The organism is Krasilnikovia sp. MM14-A1259 (genome assembly GCF_047159535.1).
GTDB lineage: Bacteria > Actinomycetota > Actinomycetes > Mycobacteriales > Micromonosporaceae > Actinoplanes.
The window spans coordinates 173,401-189,521 of sequence record NZ_BAAGAJ010000002.1 but is presented as its reverse complement, the minus strand read 5'-3'; the positions used below and the strand labels follow the sequence as shown (position 1 = coordinate 189,521).

Annotated in this window: 14 protein-coding genes; 5 read left to right on the top strand and 9 right to left on the bottom strand. The window is 70.9% G+C overall.

Annotated elements, in window-relative coordinates; genetic code table 11:
* Nucleotides 1-5: 5 nt before the first annotated feature.
* Both ACMCNK_RS01305 and ACMCNK_RS01300 read right to left on the bottom strand, forming a co-directional pair.
* Nucleotides 6-929, bottom strand: a complete 924-nt coding sequence (locus tag ACMCNK_RS01305) for an acyl-CoA thioesterase (RefSeq protein WP_412734516.1) — start codon at nucleotides 927-929, stop codon at nucleotides 6-8.
* Complete coding sequence (locus tag ACMCNK_RS01300; protein WP_412734515.1) at nucleotides 926-1,402, bottom strand: cupin domain-containing protein; 477 nt, start codon at nucleotides 1,400-1,402, stop codon at nucleotides 926-928. Before ACMCNK_RS01300 ends, ACMCNK_RS01305 begins: the two co-directional genes overlap by 4 nt.
* A gap of 114 nt (nucleotides 1,403-1,516) precedes the next feature.
* On the opposite strand from ACMCNK_RS01300, the gene ACMCNK_RS01295 reads away from it, so the two are divergent.
* Entirely contained in the window at nucleotides 1,517-1,942 is a 426-nt protein-coding gene (locus ACMCNK_RS01295; protein WP_412734514.1) for a RidA family protein, read from the top strand.
* A 48-nt stretch (nucleotides 1,943-1,990) separates the two neighbouring features.
* Here the strand turns inward: ACMCNK_RS01295 and ACMCNK_RS01290 are convergent, their stop codons facing one another.
* Together ACMCNK_RS01290 and ACMCNK_RS01285 are read right to left on the bottom strand one after the other, a co-directional pair.
* The gene (locus ACMCNK_RS01290; RefSeq protein WP_412734513.1) at nucleotides 1,991-2,221 is read right to left on the bottom strand and encodes a DUF6052 family protein; all 231 of its coding nucleotides are present in this window, start codon (nucleotides 2,219-2,221) and stop codon (nucleotides 1,991-1,993) included.
* Nucleotides 2,218-3,594: a phenylacetate--CoA ligase family protein gene (locus ACMCNK_RS01285; RefSeq protein ID WP_412734512.1), complete on the bottom strand. Its 1,377-nt coding sequence runs from the start codon at nucleotides 3,592-3,594 to the stop codon at nucleotides 2,218-2,220. Before ACMCNK_RS01285 ends, ACMCNK_RS01290 begins: the two co-directional genes overlap by 4 nt.
* 130 nt (nucleotides 3,595-3,724) lie before the next feature.
* On the opposite strand from ACMCNK_RS01285, the gene ACMCNK_RS01280 reads away from it, so the two are divergent.
* Nucleotides 3,725-4,246 (top strand): response regulator, encoded by a 522-nt coding sequence (locus tag ACMCNK_RS01280; RefSeq protein WP_412734511.1) that lies wholly within the window; start codon nucleotides 3,725-3,727, stop codon nucleotides 4,244-4,246.
* Nucleotides 4,247-4,331: 85 nt separating this feature from the next.
* Here ACMCNK_RS01280 and ACMCNK_RS01275 read toward each other — a convergent pair whose 3' ends face one another.
* Together ACMCNK_RS01275 and ACMCNK_RS01270 are read right to left on the bottom strand one after the other, a co-directional pair.
* Nucleotides 4,332-5,045: a hypothetical protein gene (locus tag ACMCNK_RS01275; RefSeq protein ID WP_412734510.1), complete on the bottom strand. Its 714-nt coding sequence runs from the start codon at nucleotides 5,043-5,045 to the stop codon at nucleotides 4,332-4,334.
* A gap of 300 nt (nucleotides 5,046-5,345) precedes the next feature.
* The gene (locus tag ACMCNK_RS01270) at nucleotides 5,346-7,205 is read right to left on the bottom strand and encodes a hypothetical protein (RefSeq protein WP_412734509.1); all 1,860 of its coding nucleotides are present in this window, start codon (nucleotides 7,203-7,205) and stop codon (nucleotides 5,346-5,348) included.
* Nucleotides 7,206-7,475: 270 nt separating this feature from the next.
* Between ACMCNK_RS01270 and ACMCNK_RS01265 the strand changes: the two genes are divergently transcribed.
* Nucleotides 7,476-7,778, top strand: a complete 303-nt coding sequence (locus tag ACMCNK_RS01265; RefSeq protein WP_412734508.1) for a putative quinol monooxygenase — start codon at nucleotides 7,476-7,478, stop codon at nucleotides 7,776-7,778.
* 62 nt (nucleotides 7,779-7,840) lie between these two features.
* On the opposite strand, the gene ACMCNK_RS01260 is transcribed toward ACMCNK_RS01265, so the two are convergent.
* Both ACMCNK_RS01260 and ACMCNK_RS01255 read right to left on the bottom strand, forming a co-directional pair.
* On the bottom strand, nucleotides 7,841-9,508 hold the full coding sequence (locus ACMCNK_RS01260; RefSeq protein ID WP_412740730.1) for a serine/threonine-protein kinase: 1,668 nt from the start codon (nucleotides 9,506-9,508) through the stop codon (nucleotides 7,841-7,843).
* 39 nt (nucleotides 9,509-9,547) lie between these two features.
* Entirely contained in the window at nucleotides 9,548-11,494 is a 1,947-nt protein-coding gene (locus tag ACMCNK_RS01255) for a GTP-binding protein (RefSeq protein ID WP_412740729.1), read from the bottom strand.
* A 349-nt stretch (nucleotides 11,495-11,843) separates the two neighbouring features.
* Here ACMCNK_RS01255 and ACMCNK_RS01250 point away from each other — a divergent pair, with 349 nt between their 5' ends.
* Complete coding sequence (locus ACMCNK_RS01250; protein WP_412734507.1) at nucleotides 11,844-12,371, top strand: hypothetical protein; 528 nt, start codon at nucleotides 11,844-11,846, stop codon at nucleotides 12,369-12,371.
* Nucleotides 12,364-15,333, top strand: coding sequence for a hypothetical protein (locus ACMCNK_RS01245; RefSeq protein ID WP_412734506.1), 2,970 nt, complete (start codon nucleotides 12,364-12,366; stop codon nucleotides 15,331-15,333). Before ACMCNK_RS01250 ends, ACMCNK_RS01245 begins: the two co-directional genes overlap by 8 nt.
* A 179-nt stretch (nucleotides 15,334-15,512) precedes the next feature.
* Here the strand turns inward: ACMCNK_RS01245 and ACMCNK_RS01240 are convergent, their stop codons facing one another.
* Nucleotides 15,513-16,118 (bottom strand): transglycosylase family protein, encoded by a 606-nt coding sequence (locus ACMCNK_RS01240; RefSeq protein ID WP_412734505.1) that lies wholly within the window; start codon nucleotides 16,116-16,118, stop codon nucleotides 15,513-15,515.
* Nucleotides 16,119-16,121: the final 3 nt, after the last annotated feature.

Genomic DNA, 16,121 nt, shown 5'->3' with positions numbered 1-16,121 from the left:
GGTCCCTAGGAAGGTGAGGCGGCCCGGATGAGGCCTTCCTGGACGACGGTGGCCAGGTGGACGCCGTCTCGGGTGAAGAAGCGGCCCGCGCCGAGGCCGCGGCCGTGCTCGATGGCGACGGCCTCCTGCAGGTAGAGCAGCCATCCGTCGACCGGGCCGGTGCGGTGGAACCACATGGCGTGGTCCAGGCTGGCCGTGACCAGGCCGGGCCGGGCCCAGGGCAGGCCGAGGACACGCAGGACCGGTTCGAGGATGGTGTAGTCGCAGACGTACGCGAGTGCGGCCCGGTCGCGGTCGTCCGACGTCAGGCCGGGTACGTCGCGCAGCGGGTCGAACGGCTTGATCCAGACCGCCTGGTGGCCGGTGACGGCCCCGTCGACGCTCAGATAGACCGGGCCGGGAACGTGGCGCAGGTCGAAGCTGCGCCCGCCGGACCAGTACGCCTTGGCCGCGTCGGTCATGGTGCCTGCGGCCGCGGTGCCGGGCTCCGCGTGCCGCAGCACCTCGGCGGACGACGGCAGGGTCTCGGGCGCCGGGATGTTCAGGGGTGCGGTGCTGAGGTAGCTGCCGCCGGGCTCGCCGGTGTGGAACGACGCGAGTCCGGCGTAGATGGCCTTGCCGTCCTGGAACGCCCGGACCTGGCGGGTGGAGTAGCCGCGGCCGTCGCGCAGCCGTTCCACCTCGTACCGCACGGTGGCGCCGATCTGTGCCGGGCGCAGGAAGTAGCTGTGCATGGAGTGCAGCCGGCGGTCGGTGCCGACCGAGCGCATCACCGCGGTGGCGGCCTGGGCGACCAGGTCACCGCCGTACGCCTTGGGCCACGGGCACGGCTGAGTCGTCGCCTCGTACGCCTCGTCGAACAGCTGCGGCGGCACCGGGGCCAGGGAGATCGCCGCGGTCAGGGTGCCGGAGGTGATGGTCGTGTTCACGTGCGCCGGAACCCGGTCAGGTCCTCGTCCAGGACGTCGGCCAGGTTGACCACCAGATTCTCCGGCGTACGCGTGGTGAGCCAGGTCAGCTCCTCGGTGGTGGACATGTTGCATTCGACGTGCGGCAGGAACGGCGGAACGAACACCCAGTCGCCGGTCTCCAGGTCGACGTACTGGGCGAAGTGGTCGCCGTAGTAGATGCGGGCCTTGCCGGACAGGACGTAGCCGCCGGTCTCGGCCTCGCCGTGGTGGTGCGGCAGTGAGCGGAAACCGGCCTGGTTGAGGACCTTGCCGTACCACAGCTTGCGGGCCGGGGTGTGCTGGATGCTCACCCCCGAGATCCGGACCGCTCCCCCGGACGACATGGTCTGGACGTCTTCCTGGCCGGCACGGGTCACGACCGGCCCGAGGCTGCCGTCCGGCAGCCGGTAGAGGGTGGCGTCGCCCTCGAGCTGGTATCCCTCGAAGTTCACCGGGCATCTCCTCGATCCCTGACGAAACCGTATAGCCAAACTCTCACGACCGTCAGATAAAGTCTATAAGTGCGGGCGGATTGAGCTCGCGCCCGGAAACGGTGAGGAGCCGCCATGACGCCCGGACCACTGGCGATCAACCCGCCATCCCTGCCGGCACCCAGCGGGTACTCGCACGGCACGCTCGCCGGCAACACCCTCCATCTGGGCGGGCAGACAGCCCTCGACGCCGAGATGCGGATCGTCCCGGGCGGAATCGTGGCCCAGTTCCGGCAGGCGTTCGGCAACGTACTCACGACGCTGCGCGCCGCGGGCGGCATCCCTGAGGATCTGGTCAGCATCACGATCTACCTCACCGACATCCCCGACTACCAGGCTCACGGCCGAGAGATCGGCACGGTCTGGCGCGAGATGGCCGGGCCTGTCTACCCGGCCATGGCCGGCATCGGCTGCACCGCGCTGTGGCAGCCGGAGGCGCTCATCGAGATCCTCGGCGTCGCGGTGATCCCCGACGAGCGGCTGATCCGCCCGGCGGCCTGATCCCCGTACGCATGTCATCCGCTCGGCGGCCCGAACCCGGCACGCATCTCAGCAGCCCTCGTCGAGCAGGTGCTCGAAGCTCAGGCCGAGATCGGTCACCGCGATCGCGATCGGCGCCAGCGCCGCGCGGACGTTCGCCGCGACACAGGGCGTCGGCGCCTCGCGGGCGAGCTCGCGCAGCAGCCGGTACACGTCGAGCAGCTTGCGCTCCTCGGCGGTGAGCGGGTTGTCCAGCAGATCCCGGGGCACGGCCGGTCCTCTCGCCGATGGGATGCTCATGTCCGCACCGTCGTGTGCGCGCCCGCCGGGCGCAGATCGGACAGGCGTTTGGCCTTGAGTTCGAACCGGGGCAGGGCACCGGTGGCGGCACGTTCGAGAATGAACAGCAGCCCCTCGTGCGCTTCGGCCAGCTCCACCACCAGCACCTCGGCCAGCGCGGTCCAGGCCGCGTCGTCGAACCGCGGATGCGGTTCCACCTGGAGCACGACCTCGTCGCGGGCTCCGCGCCGCTCGATACGGATCTGGAACTCCTCGATCCCGTCATGCGTACGCAGGATCGCCTCGATCGCACCCGGATACACGTTGGTGCCCCGCACCAGCTTCATGTCGTCGGCCCGGCCCACGATGCCGCCCTCGTACAGGTCCCAGGTACGGCCGTTGCCCGCGGCGGCGGCCGGCTGGCGGACCACGAGGTCGGCGGTGCGGTACCGCAACAGCGGGATCATGCTGCGGCCGAACGACGTGCACACCCGCTCGCCCCGCTCCCCGTACCCGAGCAGGTTGCCCGTCTGCGGATCGATGACCTCCTCGATGAAGTGGTCCTCGATGATGTGGCAGCCACCCGGCTGGTTCTCCGGCTCGAACATGAAGATGGTCGACACCTCGGTCATGCCGGCCGTGTCGAACGCCTTCGCCCCCCACTGCCGCTCGATCAGCGTCTTGGTCTCCACGATCGAGCCGGCGGGCTCGCCGGACAGGACGAGCCGGGACACCGCCGAACCGGGCAGGTCGATGCCGAGCGACTCGGCCTCCTGGGCCATGCGCATCGCGTACGTCGGGGTCGTCGCGACCACGGTCGCGCCGAAGTCGACGATCTGGCGAACCCGGGCCGCGGTGGTCTGCGCGCCGCCCGGGATGGTCAGCGCACCGACCTTCTCCAGGCCGTTGTGCAAACCCCAGAAACCGATGAACGAGCCGTACCCGAACGCGACGTAGCCGATGTCGGTGGCGCGCACACCGATGCCCCACAGCGCGTACGCCCACATCTCCGCCGCCCACGCCCAGTCCTTACGGGAGTCCAGCGCCCGCAGCGGCGTCGAGCCGGAGGTGCCGCTGGTCGTGTGCAGACGGATCGCGGCCTCGGCGCCGGCGACCGGCAGCTCACCGTACGGTGGGCGCTCGTCCTGGCTGTGCATCCACTGCTCCCGGGTCAGGAACGGGATGCGCTGGATGTCGTCGAGCGTCCGCAGCTGACCGGGGTCGAATTTCGCCGCGGCGAAGCTGCGCCGGTAGAACGGGCTGCGGGCCTGGGCCCACTCGGCGACCGTACGGAGCTTGGCCAGTTGCAGCGACCGCAGCTGCTCGCGGGGCATGCATTCGGTCTTCGGGTTCCAGTACGGCCGCCCGACGGTCGCGTCCGCGGTCTCCCGCATCACCCACCACACCCTTCCTGCTCTGCACGTGCGCCGTGCCGGGGCCAGGCGATGAATCACCGGGTCGGCACGGGAGGGCGCCGGAAGCCGGACAGCGCGAGTAGGGAATGTCGTCAGTTGCCGTCGTTGCGTGCCGTCTGTGACGACAGCCACTTGCCGAACAATATTGCATCACCAACGACCGTCAGCAAGACGCAATATCGGCGGGTTGCGCGGTGGCGAGGAAGTTTCGTCGGTGCACCCACCCGAAGGGGAGCTCCGCTGCTACGGCCGGCGCCCCGGCGCGCCAGGGCCTCGACCCTCGGGGCCCTCGGTCGACGACGACCGCGACATTCAAGATCTTGTGGCGTGGTGGCTCCGCACGGACGGATACGCGGTGGTCACCGCCGGCAGCGCCGAGACGGCGCTGGACGTCGTCGGCCGCTACGGCATGCCACAGGCCGCCGTACTGGACATCGGGCTGCCCGGACATGACGGGATCTACCTGCTGAACCTGCTACGGCACCGCGAACCCCGGCTGCCGGCCGTCTTCTCGACGGCACTGACACACGTCTCGGACGTGTCGCGGATGAAGGCTGCCGACACCAAATATCTGCTCAAGCCGTATCGCGCAACCACGCTACGGCGCGCGGTGCAGGAGTTGCTGACCTGACCGCCGTCACGCGCCTCGTTGGCGAGCACCGGGTAACTCCGGGTGCTACCACGCTCGGCCGTCACCACCCTCACGACGACTCCGGTCAGGCGGTGCCGGGCCACTCGTGGGTCCAGGGCTGCGTCACCCAGCCGGTCCCAGCCGGAGGGTCGCCCAACGACTGAGTCCGGCTCGCTTCCCACGCCTGCTCGGTCACGTCGTTGACGCTGGCGACAAGGAAGTCGCGCCACGTCCCGCGCCCCGACAGACGCAGGTCGACGCAGAACGTCTGGTCGCCTGTTCCGGGCCGTAGTTCGGCCTTGAGCTGCCACAGAGTCCGCTGGTTGTAGTTCGAGACGAGGATCAGCCGGCGTCCCTGCGGCGACGCCTTCGTGACCCGTACCGTCACGTTCGCGCAGCCGTCCTGGTTGGCGACGTTGACGATCCGCACGACCTCGCCGCCATCCGGCGCCGGGCTGCCGTCCGTCTGCCCGCCACCGTCACCCGGGCCTTCACCCCCGGTCCCCCGCGCGGAGCGACTCGCCGGCGGGACCTGGCTGCGCGACACGTCAGGGCCGGAGACGACTGCGCCCGGCTTCGATGGGGAACCACCTTGCTGGATCTGCCGGATACCGAGGAACACCGAGGCCGGGAGGCCAACCGAGGCGATGACCAGCCCTACCACCGTGAGAGCCAGCGTGAGATTCCCGGAGTCCTGGCGCGACCGGGCATTGCGTCGCTTCGCCCAGGAGACCACGACGAACGAAAGCAGGACGGTGACAGCTAGGACCGCGATCGTGGCCGAGACGGCGATCATCATGGCGGCAAAATAGCGGCGATCGCCACGACGCAGGGGACGGCACGGGCACCTATGTAGATCCGCGGACATTTCTGCCCGGACGGTCGATGTCGGCCGCCGTTGTTACGCGACATGGGCCGGACGGTTGATGTCGGGCCGCTCGGTGCCACGGGATCACCCTGACGGCTTGTCCGAGATCCGGTTCACCCGACAACCGTCACCCAGCGTGGCGCCCTGGTTGCCCGCCCCGATCGGTCGCTCCCCCGTGTCCGCGACGCCGTACGCGGGGGGCCGGCGTGACGCCGACCCCCCGCGCGCCGGTCAGGAAGCCGTCGTGAACACCACGACCGAATCCGGGCCCACGGTCAGATCGTGACCGTTGTCGAAGCTCGCGGTGAGCCTGTCGGACGGCACCGGGAAGCCCTTCGCGTCGACCTTCTCGTTACCGTCGCTGTAGACGTACTTGTTCAGCGTGATGTTCCCGCCGGTCTGCGCGGTCATCGTCACCTTGGCCGTCGTGGCGGTGCGGTTGACCAGTACGAACGTCCAGCCGCCACCGGCCGACGCCGGCAGCTTCGCCTTGAGCACCCGCACGCCGGCCGGCTGCTGGGGCGCGTAGATCTGCGAGTCGGCCGGCAGGTACCGGCAGAGCAGGCTCCAGGTGTAGAACCAGTGACGCAGCGCCTGCTTCTCGACGGTCTGGGTGTGGTCCCACATGCCGCACTGGGTGTCGGGAGCGTAGCCGTCGAGGCACCACGACATGGCGCCGTCCAGCCCGGCCCGGGCCTCCTGCACCGCGAGGTCGGCCATCCGTACGCCGTGCTCGTACTCGCTGGTGAAGTCGTAGGTCTTGCCGCCCGGGTCGGAGTCGTCGCCGGGCGCCTTCATGCCGGTCTCGCCGAGGATCACCGAACGGCCCCCGCTGGCGGCCTTGAGCTGCCGCACCGCTTCCTTCAGCACGCCCTCGGGGTATTCGGCGGGTGTGCCGAGGTCCACTTCGTGGTCGTAGAAGTGGGCTTCCTCCTGCGCCACCGCATGGTCCAGCGCCGACTGCAGCCACCAGTCGTTCTGCTGCGAGCCGCCCGGGTACGTCCAGCCTGTGCTGTGGTCCGAGGTCAGGCTGAGGTCGTTCATCGGATCCGTGAACGTCCCCGTCGGCGTGTTGATGGTGACCGACGAGACGGCCCGCTCGACGGGGTGCTCGCCCTGCTGGTACTTCTTCATCGTGAGCTGGAGGAAGTTCGTGCCGGCCGGCACGTCACGCGCGGAGACGTCGACGCCCCACCAGGCCGTGGTGGCGGAGGTCTCGACCGGTGCCGTCTGCTGGATGTCGACGTCCTTCCACGAGGAGCCGTCCTTCGATGCCTGGAACGTCCAGGTGTAGCCGACCTCGTCGGGCGTGCGGTAGAGGCGGGCAGTGAAGCTGGTCAGGCCGGGCTTGTGCCAGACGAGGGTCTGCTTGGCGGTGGCGTTGGCCACGGGCACCGACATCAGGCCCAGGTCACCGTCCTGGGCGGAGATCCCGGCCTCCGCGGTGTCCGGCCCGCCGATGAGGTCCTTGTCCAGATGGGCGGCGTCGAACGCCGCATGCAGCTTCGCGTTGCCCGCGGCCCAGTCGGCGTACTTGAGGCCCGCGCCGCTGTTCGGTTCGTTGATGCCGATGTAGCGCACGATGTTGCCGTAGCCCTGGTCGACGACGAACTTGTGCATCAGGTCGGCCTGAAGCTTCGCGCCCTCGTCGGTCGGGAAGGCGTCGGCCATGCCCCACATGCCGGTCACCACGCTGACGTGCTGCTGCTTGTAGTGGTCCAGAACCCGGAAGACGTTCTGCATCTGGGGGCTCGTCCACTTGTACGGCTTGCCGGCGCCGGCGTCGAACCATCCGCGGTTGATCATGATGCGGACCAGGCCGGGCCGGATGAAGTCGGCACGGTCGGCCATCTGGTCGAACGCCTCGTTCGTCCACACCTGGTCGCCGGTGGTCTTGTCGTTGCCGTCGCCGGTCTGGCCGACGCGGTAGAGCGGGTCCTGGTTGTATCCGAGTCCGAGCCAATGGCTGTCGACGGCGTCCTGGGTGGTGGCCGCCTGGGTCGGTGCGGATGAGGCCAGCAACCCGGCGGCCATGGTCGCGACCGCCAACGGCACGGCAAGGGCACGCCGACGGGCATAGCTAGTTCGCATTCGAGCTCTCCTGCAAAGTCTCAAAGGGACGGTCGGGAACCGACCACGGCAGAAGACCCGAGCCGGGTCAGGACTGTACGCGGAAGATGTTCGGGTTCCGTAAGGGGCACCCACGGCCGTACATCGAAATCGGTCAACGCCGGACGCACCGTCTCTTGTCGACGTGTCGTCGCCGGAACCAACAGTCGTGGCAACGGTGCTCTTGTCCGCTGACGGCGGGTCGGCGGGAATTCGGTGGCGCCTCCGGCCGGCCCACCTAGGCTCCGTCACATGTCTTTGCCGCTGCGAGCCATCGTGCTCATCCAGACCCAGCCCGGACGAGGCGTCGACCAGCGGGCAGCGTTTGCCACGCTGGCGCCGGTGGTGCGGGCCGAGCCCGGCTGTCTGCGCTACGACCTCCATGCTGTCGCGGACGACCCGGACCGCTTTGTACTGATCGAGGAGTGGGCATCGGCGGAGGCCCTGCAGGCGCACGACGCCTCCGAGCACATGCGCGAAGCCGACGCCGCCAACCGTGCGTTCCGCGCCGGGCCGGCCGAGGTGTTTCTGCTGGAACCGGCCCCCGTGGCCTGACGCGTCGCGCCATCTCCCCTGGCGGGATCGCTACCGGCGCCGTTCCCGGTTCGTGGCGGAGATCAGGATCGGGAACGCTCCCAGCGGGTCACCGCGGACGCCGCCAGGACGAGCGCCAGCACCGGCGTCACGGCCAGGACGATCCACTGCACCGGTTCGAGCATCACCGGCGGGGAGAACCGCGGGCTGGACGCCATGAAGCCGGGGAATCCGTAGTTCACCATCGCCGCCATGCCCCACACGGGTGCGGCCACCGCCAGCAGCCGGCGACGGACCGAACCGCCCAGGCGCCACACTCCCCACCCGGCGAGCCCGGCAGCGAGCAGATACCACGGGACCCCGAGATAGACGACGTTCCCGCCGACGAAATGCCATTGGCTGGGATCCCGGCCCTGCCACATGTCGCAGAGGCTCGCGAGCGCCGCGGCGGCGTACGCTGCCCCGAACCACCGCAGCGAGCCCGGCCGTTCGGCGGGCTCACCGCGGAGAAGCCACGCCGAGGTGGCCGCGACTGTCACTGCCGCGGTCATCCACCAGGCGGAATCCAGGAAGTGGACCGGCGACTCCGGATACCAGGAGGCGACCCGCACGACCTCAAGAGCCGCCGCCGGCACCGCCAGCCCGGCCGCCGTGCGGCGGTGCCGGGTCAGCACGGCCCAGAACACCAGCGCCCAGCTCGACACGCGGATCCAGTCGAACCCGTCGACCAGCGCCAGGCCGTCGGCGCGGACCGCCGCGTTCAGCTTGAGCTCTTCGAGGTGGGGCATACCGACGCGGTGCAGGCCGAGGGCCAACATCAACATTGCCCCGACGACCTGGAACGTCCGTGCCGCCTGCCGCCAGGCGGCCCCATCCGTGAAGATGAGCCGCCGGGACCGCCGCGGCCGCCGAAGGGCACGGTCCTGCAGCATCTGGCACGCCTGGTCGGCGGTGGGACGATCGGCCGGGTCGGCGGCAAGCAGGCGTTGCAGGGCCGGTTCCAGCGCGCCGGCGTTGCGGGCCGGGCGCAGGTCATGACGGGCGTACGCGGCCAGCATGGGCAACAGGCCGGAACGATGGAACGGCCCGACCCCCTCGATCGCGTGGTACAGGGTGGCGCCGACCCCGAACACGTCCGCGGGCGGGCCCGGTGCGCCGCCGTTGACCTGCTCGGGCGCCAGGTATCCGGGGGTGCCGAGCACCGCGCCGGTCTCGGTGATGGTCTCCGCGTCCGGCATCGTGGCGAGCCCGAAGTCGGTCAGCCACACCACGTCGTCGTCGCCGACCAGCACGTTCGCGGGCTTCACGTCGCGGTGGGTGATTCCGGCGGCGTGCGCGCCGGCCAGCGCCGACAGCAGCTGCCGTCCGATTTCGACGACCCGTTCGACCGGCAACGGGCCGTCCTCGGCCACGATGTCCTTCAGCGAACGGCCGGGCAGCAGCTCCATGACGATCCACGGCCGGTCGTCGTGGTCGAGAACGTCGTACACGGAGACGATGTTGCGGTGGTTCAGCGCGGCGGCCGCGCGTGCCTCGCGCAGTGTGCGCCGATATCCGTCGGTGTGGCTGCGCTCCGAGGTGCCGCCGCGGTAGTACAGCTCCTTGATCGCCACCTCGCGGTGCAGCAGCTCGTCGCGAGCCAGCCACACCACACCCATCCCTCCGCTGCCGATGCGCCGCAACAGGCGGTAGCGGCCACCCAGGACCTGACTGCCCTCCGACTCCTGGCCGGATCCCGGCGAGTGGATCATCACGGCGACACGGTAACGGTCGCGCCCAAACGCCGCCGCCTACCGGGGTACGGCGCGGAACCATCCTTCCCGGTCACTCGGGTCGGGCCCGTGCCGGGGCAGCACCGGCGGCTCCTCGCCGGTGACCGGCGCGTAGTGGTCGAACTGGGTGGTCAGGACGGCCTCGCCGCCGGTGAGGTCGGGCAGAGCCCCGACGACCTGCGGCACCCGCGACGACGGCAAGGTGCCCCTGACCTCGAGGTATCCGCCGGCGGCCGCGGTGTCGAGAACGACCGCGCCGAGCCGGCCGAGCAGTGCCATCACCGCGTCCACCGTGTGGTGTGCAACGTTGACGTCGAAGCGCTCGATCGGCTGGCACACCCGGGCACCGGCCTCGCGCAGCGCCGCGGTCACCACGACGGGGGCGAGGTTGCGGAAGTCCGCTGCCACGCTGGAGATCGACTTGTCGAACTTCTGGTGCGGCCTGCTCTGCCGCGGCCAGTACTGCGAGGACGTCATGGTGACCGTGCAGTCGGTGACGGGCCAGCCGTGGAGGCCGTGGCGGAGCGCGGCCCGCACACCCTGCTCCGTGGCGGCGATGAACGCCGGGGGCAGCCGGCCCGGTTCGTTCCCCGTACGGAACTCGATCCCGTGTCCGACCTCGGCAGCGTCGATACGCAACCCGATCCCGGCCAGGTACGGGTTGCCGCACTCCTTGATCCGGTCCTCGGCGGAGCCGGTGCCCACGACCCGTTCGATGCAGGCCGTCAGCGTGCCCGAGAACCTGACCCGGACGCCGTACCGGTCCTCCAGGAGTGCGGCCACCACCTCCTTCTGGACCTCGCCGTGCAGGCGGATCACCGCCTCCGCCTGCTGCTCGTCGAGCCGCAGGTCCACCAGCGGATCCTCGTCGGCCAGCTCGGCGAGGCCGGCGAACATCGTCAGTCGCTGCGCCGGGTCGACGGGCTCGACGAGCGCCTGCCGGGTCGGCGGCGGGAACTGATAGGCGTTCCGGCGCGGCGGGCTCCCGACGTGCTGGCCGATCCGGGCCGACAGGCCGCGTACGGCTGCGATCTGACCGGCGGACGCCGACGGGCGCACCAGGACGCCGGCGGGCTCGCTGACGGCGATCTGGGTCACCGTCTGCGGGCGGGTTCCGGCGACCTGCACCCGATCGCGTACGCGCAGGCTTCCGGACCACAGACGCAGCCATGCTCGGCGGCCGTGGTCGTCGCGGTCGACGGCGAAGACCGTGCCCGCCAGCGGACCGTCCCGCTCCTCGCAGCGCGGCAGCAGGCGGGCCAGGATGTGGCGCAGGTGCGGCACACCGGCTCCGGTGATCGCCGAGCCGCACGCCACCGGGCTGAGCTCGGCATGGCGCACCGCGTGCCGGATCGCGATCCGGACGTCACGCACGCGGGCCGGCTCGCCCGTCAGCCAGCGGGCCGCCACCGAGTCGTCGACCTCCGCCACCTGTTCCACCACCGGTTCGGAGCTGAGGTCGATGGCTCGGACCCGGGCCTCCCGGCCTCCCTGACCGGTGACCGCGGTGAGCATGACCGCGGGCGCCGCGAGCCGCTCGCGTACCTGGGCGAGAACCCGGTCGACGTCGGCGCCGCGGCGATCCACCTTGTTGAGGAAGAACACCGTCGGTACGCCGATGCGGCGCAGCGCCCGCCAGATGGCGACGGTCTGCGGCTGGACGCCTTCCACGCTGGAGACCACGAGCACCGCGGCATCAAGTACGGCCAGGGACCGCTCGACTTCCGCGATGAAGTCGGGGTGGCCCGGTGTGTCCAGCAGGTTGATGGTCAGATCACCGAGGCTGATCGACGTGACGGCCGCCCGGATGGTGATGCCGCGGCGGCGTTCCAACTCCATCGAGTCGGTGCGTGTCGTGCCGGCGTCCACGCTTCCGGGCCGGGAGACGGCTCCGGCCTCGTACAGCAGGCGTTCGGTCAGGCTGGTCTTTCCGGCATCAACATGGGCGACGATTCCGAGATTCACCAGGGACAAGGCGCAACTCCACGGTAGGACGGTCAAGGGTCCGGAGCGTGGACGTTGCTCGCATTGTCACTCCTCGTCGTGGTCGATGCCGTTCTATACCCGTCTGCCGCGATTGGCGGGGGCGATCGCCAGGGTCACACGGCCGCGGTGACGGCCGCCACCGAGTTTTCCCGCCGGCCAGTGCTCGCATGGTCGAGGGTCGGGCATCGCGGCGCGACCGGAATGCCCGGGCCGGGGCATGAACGGAGTCGTGCCACAAGGTCATCAATCCGTCACGCCAGGTGGTGGTGGCCGGGTGGCCTCCGTCTATCCTGTACGCACTGACATCAAGCCGTCACGGGGAGATCATGTGACTGAACGCGCTGCGCACGGATCGAATGGTCGCTCGCGTTCCGCCACCGGCCACACGGTGACCGTCGAGTGGGGAGATCTGGCGTACGCGGCCGTGGCGGCCGCCGCGCCCGACCAGATCGACCTTTTCACCGCGGCCACGGTGCAGTGGGAAGCCGGCACCATTCGTCGGCGCCACGGCGGGACCGGCGGATCGGTCGGGTCCGGGATCGAACCGGTGCTGATCGCCGAGGTGGTGGGCCCGGTCCTGCTCGGCGCGTCGGCGGAGGTGCTGGGCGTCGCGACGGTCGCCGCGTGGCGTGGCCGGCGTCGGTGGTTTCGGCGCGCGTGGTGGTCGCGGCGCCGAGACGCCATCCCAAGAGCCCGGGTGACGCTCGATGCGGACCAGGCGGAAGCCCTGCGATCGGCGTGCGTGCGGCACGGGACGATGCTCGGGCTCAACGAGGCTGAGGCGGCGATGCTGGCCGACGCGATATACGGCGCCCTGTGCCGAGCGATGGCGGATGCCGTCCACGTCGATGACTAGCACGGCCGCATTCCCGCGGCTCTCGCCTGCGGTCACCGGCTCGCCGACGGTCGCCGCGCCGCGCCGCCTCGCATCGATGTACGTCCTGGTGACGTTTGCGCTGGTGCTGTTGGGTGGCGGCGCCGCGGCCGCGATGCGCGACGCGTACAGCGCGAGGGAACCGGCCGCCGCGGTCCGCTGCCTGAGCGAGCAGGGGATCGACTGGACGGCCCTGCAACGGCTCGATTCGCCGTGGCAGCGCAGCCCGGAGGTCCGGGAGCGGATCCGCACCTGCACCGCGCCGAACGCCCGCGACCAGAGCCTGGTCATGCTGGCCGGCGGCGTCCTGCTGCCGGTGGCCGCCGTGCTTCTGATGGTCGGCGGCACGCTGCTGGTGCGGTGGCGGCTGTCGCGCGACGTGGTTCTCCCGGCGCGCACCGTCGCGGCGGGATGGGCTGCGGCACGCTTCGCGGCCTGGTGCGACCTGTTGGGTCTGACCGGGCGGCGGCGTCCCCGGCTCGTTCTCATCGCACCGTACGCATCCGGGCGGCAGGCGTTCACCACCGGGTTGCCGTTCGCGGCGCCACGGGTCGTGTTGCCGTTGGGCCACGCGTATCTGGAGCCTGCGCGGTTCGACGTGCTGGTGCTGCACGAGCTCGCCCACGTACGGTCCCGGGACGTGTCCTGGGCCGCGGCGGTGTGGTGGACCGGTTGGCTGAGCGTGCCGGTGCTGCTCGCGGCGCTGAGCCCGCTGGTGCGCTGGCCCCACCAGCGCGCGGGGCTGCTCGTCGAATACCTGCCCTCGTTCGTGGTGGCGGTTGCGCTTTCGGTGATGATGCTCGGCCTGCGGGCGGCGCTGCTGCGCCGGCGAGAGCTCGCAGCGGACCACTACGCGCGGGAGGTTCTCGGCGACCCCGATGCGCTGCGCGAAGTCCTCGGCGCCGACGCCTTGGCGCGCCCCGGCCAGGCGGGACAGGCGGAATGGCTCCGGCGGGTGGGGCGGGTGCATCCGCCTCCAGCGGTGCGGGCCGAACCCGACCCGACCGCATCGGACCGGTGGGAAGGCGGGTTCGCCGTCAGTGCCGTCACCGCACTACTGGCGATGATGACGGTGCAGACCGCCTACACGGTTCTGGCGGTTCCGGGCCTGGCGTGGCACGCCCGGCTGCCGCTCAACCTCGCGACGGCCGCCGGGAGTCTGTTGTGGGCGGGTGTGATCGTCCCGGCGTGGCGGCGCCGGGCGCACCAGTCCACGGCGGCGCACGGCGCGCCGACCTGGTCCGGTCCAGTGGCCGGCGCCGTGCTCGGCACCGTCGTGGGCTTCTTGATCCAGGTCCCTGGACAGGCCACCAGGACCTCCCCCGGGGTCTGGCAGGCCCAGTTCGCGGATCATCTCATTCTGGGTGCCGCGACGGTGGCCGTGGTCGCGGCCGGCGTCGCGGTTCTGACCGCCGGGCTCGCGGTGTCGGCGAACGCGGCCCGGGCGTTGAGCGCGGTCCTGGCGGGCGCGATCGCGTGGACCACCACGTTCACCGCATCGATCTGGGTCCTTGTCGGATACTTGCGGGACGGCGACGCGGGTCGTATTCGGACCATGCTGATGGGCGCCGGGCTGTGGGAGTGGCGGTGGGCACCGCCGCTCATTCTGGTCGGTTGTGGACTTGCCGCGTTTCGCCGCGGTGCCGTGGCCGTTCCGGTCGCGGTGCGGGTGATCGGTGTCGCGGCGCTCACCGGCGGGATCGCCGCCGGGTTGACCTGGCAACTCCGGATCGACTCCGCAAACTCCGACGACCAGCTGTTCGTACTGATCAGTCAGCGGTCCATGATTTGCGCCTCTGCCGGCTGGGTGGTCCTGGCAGTGCTGCTGTCCGTTCGCCGCGGTGGGGTTGCGGCGGGCGCTCCGGTGATGCCCGCAATCCCTGCCGCACTGGCCGGCGGGTTCGTCACCGCTGCCTTGGCCGGCGCGGTGACGTTCGGGGTCGCCGCCGCCGGTGGCCGCGGACGCAGCCTGGACGTGCTGCTGGACGCGGTGGCCTGGCCGGTGTGGCAGCTGTTCGTCGCGACCGTCCTGACGTTGCCGGCGCTGCTGGCGGGCGTGCGGCTTGTGGACCGGCGTCGGCGGCGGGCGCAGCGCCCGGCCACCGGCCGCGTTGCCGCGCTCGCCACGGTTGTGCTCGTCGGGACCTTCAGCGTGACGCTGGTCGGCGGCATCCTGCCACCGCTGGCCGTCGGCCCGCACGACTGGTCGAACTACCTGGCCTCTGTCGACACGACCCCCGTCCGCGACCCGGACGCCGTTGTCGCGGTTCCCTCCGCGCCGCCTGCACCCGCCACCGAGGCCGGGGGCGGTGACCCGGGTCGTCTGCTCGACGACGCCGCGGCCACCGCGGCGCTGACCACCGCTGCCGACCGGCTGCTGCCGGCCGGGCATCGGCGTGTCGCAACGGACTCCCGTGGCGGGACGATCCCCCCAGTACGGCCAGAGACGTGCCGTGCGACGCTCGTCCGCCAGGCAGCGGCTGAGCGAACGCGTCCCCACACTGTGGACGCCGCGCAGAAGTACAAGATTTCGGTGGGCCCCCACCCGGAGGTGACGGTCACTCTCGGCATCACGTCGTATGTGACGCCGGTCCGTGACTTCCGAAGCGATCAGGAGTTGGTTGACCGGTGCGCGCACCTCACCATCCCGTCGCCGGTGGCTGACACCGGCGTGTTGGAGGGCGGGTACGTGCGAGGGGCCGCCCCGGTCGTGTCGTATCCCGCGTATCGCACCGACTTCACCATCACCGGGCGGGTCCGCACCTTGGCGGTGGTGTCGACGGTGCTGTCCGAGCGTGCCCTGGTTGGGCACAACGTCGTGTCCGTCGAGCTCCTGTTGAGCAGCACCGGTGGGCCGCCGTCGGCGGAGGTGTTCAGGTACCGCGACCGGCTCGGCGAGTCGCTTCTGCTCGCGGTTGTCGGCGGCCTGCGGGTCGACCGGTGAGCCGCGCAGGTGACACCCGGCGTGCAGGCATCTCGCCGGACCATTGAGCGTGTGGACGCTTGGCTGCACCGCATGCGCGGTCCGGGTCGAACCGGCGATCACGGCCGGCGTCGCGGGCATCCCCGGCCGGTGACGTGGACGGCCGCCCCGGCCGGATATGCCAGGGCGGCCGTCCACGATCACAGGGCCAGGTGCTGGCCCGGACGGATCAGGTGCGGGTTGCCGCCCAGAACACCGCGGTTCAGTTTGAACAGCGTGCGCCAGCCGCCCTTGATGTGGTGCTTCTCCGCGATCGACGCCAGCGTCTCGCCAACACGTACGATGTGGACCCGCCCGTGGGCCTGGGCCTTGTGGGCCCGATGTGCCTTGTGGGCCCGGGGCGCCTTGTGCGCGCGATGTGCCTTGCCGGCCTTGTGCGCGGCCGTCCGGTGTGGCGTCGAGGAGCCCGCCTTCGCGCCACACACCGGCCATGCGTGGATGCCCTGGGAGCGCAGGACATGCTCGGCGACCGCGATCTGCTGCTCCCGAGTGGCCTTGTCGGCGGTGCCGGCGTACTTCGTGCCGCCGTGTCCGGCCCAGGTGCCGCGGCTGAACTGCAGCCCACCGTAGTAGCCGTTACCGGTGTTGACATGCCACCTGCCGCCGGACTCGCACTTTGCGATGGCGTCCCAATTGACGCTGGACGCGGACGCCGGAGCGGCGGGCCCGAGCAGGGCCACGGTGCCGGTGACACCGGCCGCGATCACGCCCAGCATCAGGCGGGCGGGCTTTCGGAACTGTGCCATGAC

What these genes read in the sequence shown, in the direction of transcription:
- ACMCNK_RS01285 (WP_412734512.1), bottom strand. Translation starts at nt 3,594, where the DNA reads ATGCGGGAGACCGCGGACGCGACCGTCGGGCGGCCGTACTGGAACCCG.
- ACMCNK_RS01290 (WP_412734513.1), bottom strand. Translation starts at nt 2,221, where the DNA reads ATGAGCATCCCATCGGCGAGAGGACCGGCCGTGCCCCGGGATCTGCTG.
- ACMCNK_RS01295 (WP_412734514.1), top strand. Translation starts at nt 1,517, where the DNA reads ATGACGCCCGGACCACTGGCGATCAACCCGCCATCCCTGCCGGCACCC.
- ACMCNK_RS01240 (WP_412734505.1), bottom strand. Translation starts at nt 16,118, where the DNA reads ATGGCACAGTTCCGAAAGCCCGCCCGCCTGATGCTGGGCGTGATCGCG.
- ACMCNK_RS01265 (WP_412734508.1), top strand. Translation starts at nt 7,476, where the DNA reads ATGTCTTTGCCGCTGCGAGCCATCGTGCTCATCCAGACCCAGCCCGGA.
- ACMCNK_RS01275 (WP_412734510.1), bottom strand. Translation starts at nt 5,045, where the DNA reads ATGATGATCGCCGTCTCGGCCACGATCGCGGTCCTAGCTGTCACCGTC.
- ACMCNK_RS01245 (WP_412734506.1), top strand. Translation starts at nt 12,364, where the DNA reads ATGACTAGCACGGCCGCATTCCCGCGGCTCTCGCCTGCGGTCACCGGC.
- ACMCNK_RS01260 (WP_412740730.1), bottom strand. Translation starts at nt 9,508, where the DNA reads ATGATCCACTCGCCGGGATCCGGCCAGGAGTCGGAGGGCAGTCAGGTC.
- ACMCNK_RS01270 (WP_412734509.1), bottom strand. Translation starts at nt 7,205, where the DNA reads ATGCGAACTAGCTATGCCCGTCGGCGTGCCCTTGCCGTGCCGTTGGCG.